Annotated in this window: 7 protein-coding genes; 3 read left to right on the top strand and 4 right to left on the bottom strand. The window is 64.1% G+C overall.

What is annotated here, in order from left to right; all coding sequences use genetic code 11:
- Nucleotides 1–2: 2 nt before the first annotated feature.
- The 4 genes from GGD61_RS16525 to GGD61_RS16510 all read right to left on the bottom strand — a co-directional run bounded on the left by GGD61_RS16525 (nucleotide 3) and on the right by GGD61_RS16510 (nucleotide 5,605).
- Nucleotides 3–950 (bottom strand): ABC transporter permease, encoded by a 948-nt coding sequence (locus GGD61_RS16525; protein ID WP_018316803.1) that lies wholly within the window; start codon nucleotides 948–950, stop codon nucleotides 3–5.
- A 106-nt stretch (nucleotides 951–1,056) separates the two neighbouring features.
- A complete protein-coding gene (locus GGD61_RS16520; RefSeq protein WP_092251629.1) occupies nucleotides 1,057–2,655 on the bottom strand; it encodes an ABC transporter substrate-binding protein in 1,599 nt (532 codons plus the stop codon).
- A 226-nt stretch (nucleotides 2,656–2,881) separates the two neighbouring features.
- Nucleotides 2,882–4,432 (bottom strand): AMP-binding protein, encoded by a 1,551-nt coding sequence (locus GGD61_RS16515; protein WP_092251630.1) that lies wholly within the window; start codon nucleotides 4,430–4,432, stop codon nucleotides 2,882–2,884.
- Nucleotides 4,433–4,450: 18 nt separating this feature from the next.
- Nucleotides 4,451–5,605: an iron-containing alcohol dehydrogenase gene (locus GGD61_RS16510; protein ID WP_092251631.1), complete on the bottom strand. Its 1,155-nt coding sequence runs from the start codon at nucleotides 5,603–5,605 to the stop codon at nucleotides 4,451–4,453.
- A gap of 584 nt (nucleotides 5,606–6,189) precedes the next feature.
- Between GGD61_RS16510 and GGD61_RS16505 the strand changes: the two genes are divergently transcribed.
- The 3 genes from GGD61_RS16505 (at nucleotide 6,190) to GGD61_RS16495 (ending at nucleotide 12,091) form a co-directional block, all read left to right on the top strand.
- Complete coding sequence (locus tag GGD61_RS16505; RefSeq protein WP_177236856.1) at nucleotides 6,190–7,395, top strand: efflux RND transporter periplasmic adaptor subunit; 1,206 nt, start codon at nucleotides 6,190–6,192, stop codon at nucleotides 7,393–7,395.
- A complete protein-coding gene (locus GGD61_RS16500) occupies nucleotides 7,392–10,562 on the top strand; it encodes an efflux RND transporter permease subunit (protein ID WP_183230918.1) in 3,171 nt (1,056 codons plus the stop codon). Before GGD61_RS16505 ends, GGD61_RS16500 begins: the two co-directional genes overlap by 4 nt.
- Before the next feature lie 335 nt (nucleotides 10,563–10,897).
- Complete coding sequence (locus tag GGD61_RS16495) at nucleotides 10,898–12,091, top strand: ABC transporter substrate-binding protein (protein ID WP_092251633.1); 1,194 nt, start codon at nucleotides 10,898–10,900, stop codon at nucleotides 12,089–12,091.
- Nucleotides 12,092–12,179: the final 88 nt, after the last annotated feature.

Raw genomic sequence — 12,179 nt, 5'->3', positions numbered from 1 at the left:
TCCTAATCCGTGTACCTGATGCGCGGATCGAACACGGCGTAGAGCATGTCGACGATGAAATTCGCGCTCACCACCACGACGGCGATCAGCATCACGAGGTTCTGCACGATCGGATAGTCGCGCCAGCGGATCGCCTCGACCAGGAAGCGGGCGACGCCGGGGATGTTGAACACCGTCTCGGTGACGATGAGGCCGCCGATCAGGAACGCAGCCTCGATGCCGATCACGGTGATCACCGGAAGGATCGCGTTCTTCAGCGCGTGGTGATAGTTCACGGCGGCATCGGAGGCGCCCTTGGCGCGCGCGGTGCGGATGTAGTCCTGCCGCAGCACCTCCAGCATCGAGGATCGCGTGATGCGCATGGTCAGCGCGGCGCTGCGGAAACCGACCGCGGCGGCCGGCACGGCGTAGGTGGCGAACGCCTCAAGCCAGGTCTTCGGGTTTGGATTGAAGATCGGCATCTGGCCGAACATCGCCACCGACGCAGTCAGGATGAGCAGGCCGAGCCAGAACGAGGGCAGCGACAAGCCGCTCAAGCTGACGACACGCAATGCGTAATCCAGCCGTGTGCCCTGCTTCACCGCGCTGATGACGCCGAGCGGAATACCGATCGAGGCCGAGAATAGCAGCGCGAGGCCGGCTAGCTTTGCCGTGATCGGAATCCGCGGCAATATCTCCTGCAGCGCGGGCTTTTCGGAGACGTAGGAGTAGCCGAAGTCGCCGTGCAGAAAACCGCTGATCCAATGCCAATATTGCACGATCAGCGGCTGGTCGATGCCGAGCTCCTTCTCCAGATTGGCCTTGTCGGCGGGATCGACATAGCCGGCGGCTGCGAACAGGATGTCGACGATGTTACCGGGCACGATGCGCAGCAGGACGAAGATGACGACCGAGATCCCAAACAGGGTCACGAGCATCAGGAACAGGCGTCGCACCAGATAGGCAAACATCCTTCGCCCTCCGCGAGCCGCTAGAGCATGATCCGGAAAGGTGCGCAGCGGTTTTCCGACAAGATCATGCTCAAAACCAAAATCCCGAAGCCTTCAGCCTGCCGCGCTACTTGTCGAGCCACGCGTCCTCGTAGCGAAAGCCGTTATAGGAGCTGTTCGACATGATCGTGATGCCCTTGACGTAGGGCTGCCAGCAGGTGCCGGCCCGTGCGTGGAAGATGATCGGACGGGCAACGTCCTCCTGCAGCTTCTTGTCGATGTCCCACACCAGCGGCTTGCGCTTGCTGGCGTCGGTCTCCTGCGACTGCACGTCGAACAGCTTCTCGATCTCCTTGTTGCAGTAATTGGTGTAGTTCCGCTCCGACCCGCAGGAATAGTTTTCGTAAAAGGACTGATCGGGGTCGTCGACGGAGTTGCCGGTCAGGTTGAGGCCCAGCATGTAATCCTTGCGCGCGACTTTCGGGAACCAGTTCGCGGTTTCCACGACGTCGAGCTCGCCGTCGATATAGATGCTCTTGAGCTGGTCGATCAGGATGACGGCGGGGTCGCGATATTCCGCCAGATTGCGCGTCGAGACCTTCACCGCGAGATGCTTGTCAGGACCGTAGCCCGCCTTCTGCATCAGCTTCTTTGCCTCTTCCCGATTCGCGTTCACGTCCCGGCCGTAGCCCGGAATGGTCTCGAGCTTGTCCTTGGGCATGCCCCAGATGCCCTGAGGCGGTGGCAGCATGGTGCCGCCGATATCGGCCTGGCCTTCGAACAGGATGTCGACGAAGGCCTTGCGATCGAGCGCAAGTGCCACCGCCCGGCGAATATCGATGTTGTCGAACGGCGCGGACGTCGAATTGACGATGATGTTGGTCGAAACGTTGGTCGGCTCGACGACGCAGGTCGCGTTCGGCGCCTGCGACTTGATGTCCTTCAGGAGCGGGATCGTGATGTGCGTCGGGAAGGTCATGTCGAACTTGCCGGCGACGAAAGCGAGAATCGCGGTCGAGCGGTTCGTGATGATCGTGTATTCGATGCCGTCGAGATAGGGCAGGCCCTTTTTCCAATAGTCCGGATTTCGCGTCAGCTTGATCGATTCATTGGCCTTGAACTCGACGAACTTGAACGGTCCGGTTCCGACCGGATGGGTGCGCATGTCCGCGGGCGAGACGTGGCAGGGATAGATCGGCGTATAGCCGGACGCCAGCATCGCGAGCAGCGAGGGTTGCGGCCGCTTCAGGTCGAAGGAGACCTCGAAATCGCCGCTCGTCGTGATCTCGTTGACTTCGTTGTACCAGGCTTTGCGCGGATTCTGCCGAAGCTTCTGCTGCGATTTGCCCATCAGGAGATCGAATGTGCATTTGACGTCGGCCGATGTGAAAGGCTTGCCGTCATGCCATTTGACACCCTGGCGCAGCTTGAACGTCAGCTTCTTGTTGTCGTTGCCCCAGGACCAGCTTTCAGCCAGTTCGGGCCGGAGGGTCTCAGGACTGTTCTGCGCGATGTGCTGGTCATAAATGACGAGGTTATTGAAGACGCCCATGAACGGCACGTTGACCGAATAGGTCGCGCCCTCGAGGATCGACGCGTTTGCCGGACTGTCGCGGTGATACATCCGCAAGGTCCCGCCCTGCTTGGGCTCGCCGGCGAGCGTGGTGGTTGAGGCCGTCAGCACAGATAGCGCCGCCATTGCGGCGAGCGCCCACACGCTCCGCATGCTCATCCTCCCTGGACATCAGTCTTTTTGGCCTTTGCGGCCTGTTTGTCGCGACGATAGCACGCGAGTCGAGGGAGGCAACCGGTAAGGCCGCATGCCGCCTCGACAATTCGGATGACCGAAGGCCGCAGGTCTTCATGCTCACGATATGAGAGTGCAGGTGCGAAGAGATGGTTCCGGTGCTGGCGTTGCGCGCAATCGTATCAACAAGCTCGCCGCCGCGCCCTCACACGATCCGCGACGCCTTGTTCCCCCAATACCGGTCCCGCAGCAGCCGCTTGTACAACTTCCCGGTCGGCAGCCGCGGCAATTCCTTCTCGAAATCGACCGAGCGCGGCACCTTCTGCCGTGACAGCGATTTTGCGCAGAATGCGATCAGCTCTTCGGCGAGGGCCTCGTCCGGCACGACATCAGGCATCGGCTGCACCACCGCCTTCACTTCTTCGCCGAGATCGGGATTGGGGACGCCGAACACCGCGGCATCGGCGACCTTGGGATGGGTGATCAGCAAATTCTCGCATTCCTGCGGGTAGATGTTCACGCCACCGGAGATGATCATGAAGGTGGCGCGATCGGTGAGGTAGAGAAACCGGTCGGCGTCGACATAGCCGACATCGCCGACCGTGCTCATGCTGCCGTCGGCCGAACGCGCCTCCTTGGTCTTCTCCGGATCGTTGAAATATTCGAACGGCGAGGCGGTCTTGAACCAGACCTGGCCCGGGGTTCCGGTCGGGCATTCCCGCATGTTCTCGTCGAGGATGTGGAGGTCGCCGAGCAGCACCTTGCCGACGGTGCCGCGATGGCTAAGCCATTCCTCGCTGTTGCAGGCGGTAAAGCCGAGGCCTTCGGTGGCGCCGTAATATTCGTGGATGATCGGGCCCCACCATTTGATGATGTCGTCCTTGACCAGAGCGGGGCAGGGCGCGGCGGCGTGGATCGCGATCTCCAGCGAGGACAGGTCGTAGCGCTTGCGCACCTTCTCCGGCAACTTCAGCATGCGCGAGAACATGGTCGGCACCAGCTGGGTGTGGGTGATACCCCACCGCTGGACGAGCTCGAGGTAACGCTCGGGATCGAAGCTCTCCATGATGATCACGGTGCCGCCCATGCGGATCGTGAGGTTCACGGCCGCCTGCGGCGCCGAGTGATAGAGCGGGGCCGGCGAGAGGTAAACCATGCCCTCGCGGTAGTGCCAGAGCTTGGTCAGGAAATCGAACAGCGGCAGATTATGCTTCGGCGGCTCCTCCGGCAGCGGCCGCAGAATGCCTTTCGGCCGTCCCGTCGTGCCGGACGAATAGAGCATGGCCGTGCCGAGCCACTCGTCCGCGATCGGTGTCGCCGGCATATCCGCGGTCACGTCCGCAAGTCCGACGATGCGCTCGCTCTCGCCCGGGCCGTCGGCGACGATGCAGAGCTTGATATCGGGGCAGGCCTTGATCGCCTCGCGGGCGATGTCGAGCTTCGCCACCGAGGTGATCAGGATCTTCGACTGGCTGTTGACGAGCAAATAAGCGAGCTCGCCTGGCGTCAGGAAGGAGTTGATGCAGGTGTAGTACAGCCCGGAGCGTTCGCCGGCGCCGCAGGCCTCCAGATAGCGCGAATTGTTCTCCATGAAGATCGAGTAATGGTCGAGCCGCTTCAAGCCGTGCTGGCGGAACAGATGGGCCAGCCGGTTGCTGCGCGCATCGAGCTCGCGATAGGTGACGGCCTCGCCTGTGGCCGCCATGATGAAGGCGGGCTGCAGCGGGCGTAGGCGGGCATGCTGACCTGGGTACATCTATCCTCCGGCTTTGGATTATGCGGCGAGAAGCAGGATTTCGCGCACCTGCGCCGGGCCTTCGATCTTGCGCGGGTTGCGCGGGATCCAGTTGGTGCGCATCGCCTGCTCGGCGATTGTCTCGAAATGCTCGGGCGATACACGCACCTCCGCGAGGCTGCGCGGCATGCCGAGCGAGCGGATGAAGGCATCGAGCACGTCGGCGGCGTTGTGGCCGGGATAGCCCATGGCAGCGGCGACAATCATCTGGCGCTCGGCGTTGTCCCTCGCGTTCCAGCGCATCACCGCCGGCAGCATGATGCAGGACGTGTAGCCGTGCGGCACGTCGAAGGCCGCGCCCAGCACGTAGCCGATGCCGTGGCTCGCGCCCATGGGAACGCCGGCCGCGAGCGCGCCCATCGACAGCCAGGTGCCGATCTGCGCATCCATCCGCGCGTCGAGATCGGCGGGGTCGGCTTTCACCCGCGGCAGCGCGTCGGCGAGCATGGCGAGGCCCTTCACCGCTTGCGCGTCGGCATAGGGATGCGTCTCGCGCGAGCAGATCGCTTCGACGCAATGGTCGATGGCGCGGATGCCGGTCGACAGAAACAGCCATTCCGGCGTGTGCACGGTGATGGCGGGGTCGAGAATGGTCGCACGCGGAACGCTGAGCGGATGCCGCAGCATCTGCTTCACATGGGTGCTGAGGTCGGTAACCCCCGCGATTGAGCTGAACTCGCCGCCGGCGATCGTGGTGGGCACGCTGACCTGGCGCACCGTCGGCGCCGTCATCTCCGGTGCGACGCCCTTGTGCACGCGGATGCGATCGATGTCGGCGATGTCGTTGATGCCATTGGCGAGACAAAGCTGCACCGCCTTGGCGCCGTCGGTGATCGAGCCGCCGCCGACGGTGACGATCAAATCGGCGCCGGCCTCGCGCGCCGCGTTGGTTGCCGCGATCACCGCCTCGCGCGGCGTGTGCGCCGGCATGGCATCGAACAGGCCGGCGCAGCGTGGTCCCAGAGCTTCCTTGATCTTGCTGATTTCGTCGGTCTGCCGGTTCAGCGTGCCCGAAACCATCAGGAAGGCGCGGCGCGTTCCCAGCCGGTCCATCTGCGCGACGATGGCCTCAGTTGCAGCATGGCCGAACACGACCTCCTCGATCGCGCCGAAAACGACACGTCCCTGGTGCACGCCTGTCCTCCCGGACAATTCGTCTTGTTTTGTAAGGGCAATCTAGCCGAGCGGATGGCGTTCGTCATGTGCGAAGGCGCTGGCTCTCTCTCTCTCTTACCCTCCCTCCAGGAGAGTAGGGCGATCGCATATGGTGTGCACGATGCGGCGGCATTGGCAGTCGGCTCCCTCTCCCGCTTGCGGGGGAGGGCTGGGGTGGGGGCTGTCTCCGCATTGGGATTGTTGAGAATTGCGGACGATGTCCCCGAGTGGTGACAACCCTCACCCGCCGCGCTCTGCGAGCGCGTCGGCCTCTCCCGCAAGCGGGAGAGGCGGAGCAAGCCCGCGGCCCTCACGAAATCCATACGCGATAGCCCTACCCAGGGGAGGGTGGCGTCGTGCCTTCGTCACCGGTCTCGTATCGCGCGAGAGAGCTCCACTCACCCCCTGTCAACCCGCCATCCGGTCAGGGCGCGCTCGGAAGCCCTGCACGCGCTTTGGTCTTGAAGTGGTCATCAACTCCACCCATCTTGGGACGCCCGCGGGTAAATGCCTACCCTGCTTTTTCCGCGGCTTTTGACATGCGGACGATGCGAGGACCTGGGATGGCTGGACCGGATGGAAGCGAGCGACTTGTCAAAAAGCACGAATTCGTCCAGCCGCGGCATTGCGCACTAGCGGGTCTCCTCGTCGCTTCATTCGCGCTCACTGGTTGCGGGCAGCCCGCCTCGCAAGGCGCTGCCCCGCCGCCGGCGCCCGTGACGGTCGCCCAGCCGGTCAAGCGCACCGTTACCGATTGGGACGAGTTCACCGGCCGCTTTGAGGCGGTGGAGGAAGTGCAGGTGCGCCCGCGCGTCGGCGGCTTCGTCAACTCGGTCGAATTCCAGGACGGCGCCATCGTGCGTCAGGGCGACCTGCTCTACGTGATCGACCCGCGTCCGTTCGAGGCGGTGGCCACGCAGGCGGAAGGGCAGCTGTCGGATGCCCGCGCCAAGGTGGAGCTTGCCAAGCGCGAGCTCGACCGCGGCCTCAGCCTGGTGCAGACCAGCGCCGTCTCCGAGCAGGTCGTCGACCAGCGCCGCCAGGCCCTGCAAGCTGCGCATGCGGCGGAGGTGCAGGCTGAAGGCGCGCTGAAAGCCGCCAGATTGAACATCGAATTCACCCATGTGGCGGCGCCGTTGACCGGCCGCGTTAGCCGCCATCTCGTCAGCCCCGGCAATCTCGTGCAGGGCAGCGACAATGGCTCTTCGACCCTCCTGACCTCGATCGTCACGCTCGACCCGATCTACGTCTATTTCGACATGGATGAGGCGACTTTCATCAAATACAGCAAGCTGTGGTTCGAGGGGCGGCGTCCGAGCTCGCGCGATACGGCGAACCCGGTGCAGGTGACGCTGGCCGGCGAAACCAAGCCGTCGCATGAAGGCACCATCAACTTCCTCGACAACCGGCTCGACGTCTCGACCGGCACGCTACGCAGCCGCGCCGTGGTCAAGAATACCGATCTGTCGATCCTGCCGGGCCAGTTCGGGCGTGTCAGGCTGATCGGCAGCGCGCCCTATGAGGCGTTGCTTATTCCGGATGCTGCCGTCGCGACCGACCAGTCCCGCAAGATCGTGTTCGTGGTGAAACCCGACGACACCGTCGAGGCGCGTCCCGTGGTGCTCGGGCCGCTCGATGACGGCCTGCGCGTGATCCGCGAAGGATTGAAGGCCGAGGACCGCGTCATCGTCAACGGCATCCAGCGTGCCCGAGTCGGCGCCAAGGTTGCCCCGCAGACTGCGCAAGCCCCGGCCGGTGGCAAGTCATGAATCTCGGCCGTCTCTCCATCAACCAGCCCATCCTGGCGATGGTGCTGTCGATCGTTCTCCTGATCGTCGGCGCGATCGCCTACACCACGCTGCCGGTCTCCGAATATCCGCAAGTGGTGCCGCCGACCGTCGTCGTCACCACGCAATATCCCGGCGCTTCCGCGCAGACCGTTTCCGACACGGTCGCAGCTCCGATCGAGCAGGAGATCAACGGCGTCGAGGACATGCTGTATCTCTACAGCCAGGCAACCTCGAACGGCCAGCTCACCATCACCGTCACCTTCAAGCTCGGCACCGATCTCGACAAGGCCCAGGTGCTGGTGCAGAACCGCGTCGCGATCGCGCAGCCACGCCTGCCCGAGGAGGTCCAGCGCAACGGCGTCACCACCCGCAAGAACTCGCCCGACATCCTGATGGTCGTGTTCATGCTGTCGCCGGACGACACCTTCGACCAGCTCTACATCTCCAACTACGCGCTGCTCCAGGTCCGCGACCAGCTCTTGCGCCTCGACGGCGTCGGCGACATCCAGATCTTCGGCGCGCGCGACTATTCGATGCGGCTGTGGCTCGACCCCGATAGAATTGCCAATCTCGGCCTGACCTCGGCCGAGGTTCTGGCCGCGATCCGCGCCCAGAATGTGCAGATTGCGGGCGGCCAGATCGCCGAGCCGCCGATCGCCGATCGCGCCTTCCAGCCGAACCTCACCTTCACCGGGCGCCTGAAGGACCAGAAGCAGTTCGAGGACATCCTGATCAAGGCCGGCTCCGACGGCCGCGTGGTGCGGTTGCGTGACGTCGCCCGCATCGAGCTCGGTGCGCTCGCCTACAGCACCAACAGCTTCCTGCTGCGCAAATCCGCGGTCGCCATGCTGGTGACGCAGCGACCGGGATCGAACGCGCTCGCGACGGCAAAGAACATCTCCGATACCATGACGAGGCTCAAGGAGAGCTTCCCGAAAGGCCTCGACTACAATATCGGCTATAACCCGACCGAGTTCATCGCCCAGTCCGTCCACGAGCTGATCAAGACCATCTACGAGGCGATGCTGCTCGTGGTCATCGTCGTGCTGGTGTTCCTGCAGGGCTGGCGGCCCGCGATCATTCCGATCATCGCGATCCCGGTGTCGCTGGTCGGCACCTTCGCGGTGATGGCGGCGCTGGGCTTCTCGATCAACAATCTCACTTTGTTCGGTCTCGTCCTCGCGGTCGGCATCGTGGTCGACGATGCCATCGTGGTGGTCGAGAACGTCGAGCGCCATCTCGAGCACGGCATGAGCCGGCGCGACGCCGCGCTCAAGACCATGGAGGAGGTCGGCGGCGCGCTGGTCTCGATCGCGCTGGTGCTCTGCGCGGTGTTCGTCCCGACCGCGTTTCTGGGCGGTATTTCCGGGCAGTTCTTCCAGCAATTCGCCGTCACCATTGCGGTCGCGACGGCGATCTCCTGCTTCTGCTCGCTGACGCTGTCGCCGGCGCTGGCCTCGCAGATCCTGGTGCCGCACGAGGAGAAGCGGCCGCCGGCAAGCTGGAATGTCATCGCGCGGGCGTGGGGCGCCTTCACCGCGGTCTTCAACCGTGTGTTCGACCGGCTGGCGCATGGCTATGCCGGCCTCGCCGATTTCGTCATCCGCCATGCGGTGGTGATGATCCTGATCTACGTCGCGCTGATCGGCAGCGCCGGCTGGCTGATCGTGACGACCCCGCAGGGCTTCATCCCCGCGCAGGACCGCGGTTATGTCATCGTCTCCGTGCAATTGCCCGGAGCGGCATCGCTGGCCCGCACCACCGAGGTCGTGCGCGAGATCGAGCGGATCGCGCTGGACACGCCTGGCATCGTCCGCGTCGCGGCCTTTGCCGGCTTTTCCGGCGCGACGCGCACGCAGGCGGGTAATGCCGCGGCGCTGTTCCCGGTGTTCGATGAACCGGAGGCGCGGATCAAGAAAGGATTGACGGCCAACGCCATCACCGGCGAGCTGCGCAAGCGGCTGCAGGCGATCCAGGGCGCCTTCATCATCGTGATTCCGCCGCCGGCCGTGCCTGGCATCGGCACCGGCGGCGGCTTTACCATCCGCATCCAGGACCGTCAGGGCCGCGGGCCTGAGTTGCTCGCCGCGGCCACCGACGAGCTGGTCGCCGCGGCGCGCAAATCGCCGTCGCTGCTCGGCCCCACGGTGTTCTCGCCGTTCTCGGCCAACACGCCGCAGCTCTTCGTCGACATCGACCGCACCAAGGCGCAGAAGCTCGGCGTTCCCATCTCCAATATCAACGACACGATCCAGAGCTATTTCGGATCGACCTATGTCAACGACTTCAACCTGTTCGGCCGCACCTATCACGTCACCGCGCAGGCCGACTTCCCGTTCCGGAAAGAGCCCAGCGACCTCGCACGCCTGCGCACGCGCAACGCCGCCGGCGACATGGTGATGCTCGGCAGCGTGGTCGAGTTCAGGGACGTCTCGGGTCCCGACCGCGTCGCGCGCTACAATCTCTATGCGGCGTCCGAGCTCCAAGGCGAGCCGGCACCGGGCACCAGCTCGACCACGGCGCTCAACACCATCAAGAAGCTGGCGGACGACACCTTGCCGAGCGGTTTCACCTTCGAATGGACCGATCTGTCCTATCAGCAGATCACCGGCGGCAATGCCGGCTTCTACGTGTTCCCGATCTGCGTGCTGTTCGTCTACCTCGTGCTCGCTGCGCAATATGGCAGCTGGACCCTGCCGTTCGCGGTGATTTTGATCGTGCCGATGTGCCTGCTCGCTGCCACCATCGGCGTGCGCATCATGGGCCAGGACGTCAACATCCTCACCCAGATCGGCTTCGTCGTGCTGGTGGGGCTGGCGGCCAAGAACGCGATTCTGATCGTCGAGTTCGCGCGCGACATCGAGAACGAGGGCAAGCCGCGGCTGGAGGCGGTGATCGACGCCTGCCGCTTGCGCCTGCGACCGATCCTGATGACGTCCTTCGCCTTCATCCTCGGCGTGCTGCCATTGGTGATATCGAGCGGCTCCGGCTCGGAGATGCGGCAGGCCGTCGGCGTCGCCGTGTTCTTCGGCATGATCGGCGTCACCCTGTTCGGCCTGTTGTTCACGCCGATCTTCTACGTGGTGGTGCGGAACCTGGCGGAAGGGCGGAATGAGGGGAAGAAGCCGCAGGTGGCGTGCCCCTAGTTGTCGGTGGCGGCCACTTGCGTCCCCTCACTCCCAGTGTCGTCCCCGCGAAAGCGGGGATCCATAGCCACAGGGAGCAGTTTGGCGAAGACTCGGAGCTGCGAGGTTCGCCCCAAACCTCTCCCTGTGGTTATGGCGACGAGCGCAAGCGCTCGCGCCGGGATCCCGGATCTTCGCTTCGCTCGTCCGGGACGACAGCTCATTTTGTCGCGCCACCCGCGATGCCAATTGGCACACGCCCATACTAACGACCAACTTGAAATGGATGGGCAGGCGCGGGGTTCTTCACTAGTATCCGCGCGATTTCAAAACAGAAAACTGCTGGGAGCTAACAGATGAAATCAGGACTTTTGGCCGCCGTCGCAACCTCTGCTCTGGTGCTGGCGGCGCCGGCCTCCGCGCAAGGCGTCAAGATCGGCATCCTCAACGACCAATCCGGCGTCTATGCCGATTACGGCGGCAAATGGTCGGTCGAGGCGGCCAGGATGGCGATCGAGGATTTTGGCGGCGAGGTGCTCGGCCAGAAGATCGAGCTCGTCACCGCCGACCACCAGAACAAGCCTGACCTCGCGAGCTCGATCGCGCGGCGCTGGTACGACGTCGAGAACGTCGACATGATCACGGAGCTGACGACCTCCTCGGTCGCGCTCGCGATCCACGAGCTCTCCAAGGAAAAGAAGAAGATCGACATCGTCGTCGGCGCGGCGACCTCGCGACTCACCGGCGATGCGTGCCAGCCCTACGGCTTCCACTGGGCTTACGACACCCGCGCGCTCGGCGTCGGCACCGGTGGTGCGCTGACCAAGGCCGGCGGCGACACCTGGTTCTTCCTCACCGCGGACTACGCCTTCGGCTACGCGCTGGAGAAGGACACCAGCGAGATTGTCACCGCCAATGGCGGCAAGGTGGTCGGCTCGGTGCGCGTGCCGCTCAACTCGTCGGACTTCTCCTCCTTCCTGCTGCAGGCGCAGAGCTCGAAGGCGAAGATCGTCGGTCTCGCCAATGCCGGCCTCGACACCACCAACTCGATCAAGCAGGCGTCCGAGTTCGGCATCGTCGCCAGCGGGCAGAAGCTTGCCGGCCTCTTGATGACGCTTGCCGAAGTGAACGGCCTCGGCCTGCAGGCCGCGCAAGGCCTGGTGCTGACCGAGGGCTATTACTGGGATCTCAATGACAAGACCCGCAATCTCGGCGAACGCTTCCTCAAGCGCACCGGCCGGATGCCGAGCATGATCCACGCCGGCACCTACTCCGCGACGCTGAGCTATCTCAAGGCGGTCAAGGCCGCCGGCACCAAGGATCCGGAAGCCGTCGCCAAGAAGCTGAAGGAACTCCCGGTCAACGATGACTTCGCGCAGGGCGGCAAGGTGCTCGAGAACGGCCGCATGGTCCACGACATGTATCTGTTCGAGGTCAAGAAACCCTCGGAATCGAAGAAGCCCTGGGACTATTACAAGCTGCTCGCCACCGTCCCCGGGGACAAGGCCTTCTTCACCGCCAAGGAAAGCGGCTGCCCGCTGACGAAGTGACGGCTCTCGTGTCCCGGACGCGCTGCAGCGTGAAACGCTGCTGCGCAGAGCCGGGACCCACGCTCGTGCCACACTCTGTCGTCCCCGC

Source organism: Bradyrhizobium sp. SBR1B (assembly GCF_014198205.1).
Taxonomy (GTDB): Bacteria; Pseudomonadota; Alphaproteobacteria; order Rhizobiales; family Xanthobacteraceae; genus Bradyrhizobium.
The sequence above is the reverse complement of the archived record's forward strand: the minus strand, read 5'-3'. Positions and strand labels throughout refer to the sequence as shown.

What these genes read in the sequence shown, in the direction of transcription:
- GGD61_RS16505 (WP_177236856.1), top strand. Translation starts at nt 6,190, where the DNA reads ATGGCTGGACCGGATGGAAGCGAGCGACTTGTCAAAAAGCACGAATTC.
- GGD61_RS16515 (WP_092251630.1), bottom strand. Translation starts at nt 4,432, where the DNA reads ATGTACCCAGGTCAGCATGCCCGCCTACGCCCGCTGCAGCCCGCCTTC.
- GGD61_RS16520 (WP_092251629.1), bottom strand. Translation starts at nt 2,655, where the DNA reads ATGCGGAGCGTGTGGGCGCTCGCCGCAATGGCGGCGCTATCTGTGCTG.
- GGD61_RS16495 (WP_092251633.1), top strand. Translation starts at nt 10,898, where the DNA reads ATGAAATCAGGACTTTTGGCCGCCGTCGCAACCTCTGCTCTGGTGCTG.
- GGD61_RS16500 (WP_183230918.1), top strand. Translation starts at nt 7,392, where the DNA reads ATGAATCTCGGCCGTCTCTCCATCAACCAGCCCATCCTGGCGATGGTG.
- GGD61_RS16525 (WP_018316803.1), bottom strand. Translation starts at nt 950, where the DNA reads ATGTTTGCCTATCTGGTGCGACGCCTGTTCCTGATGCTCGTGACCCTG.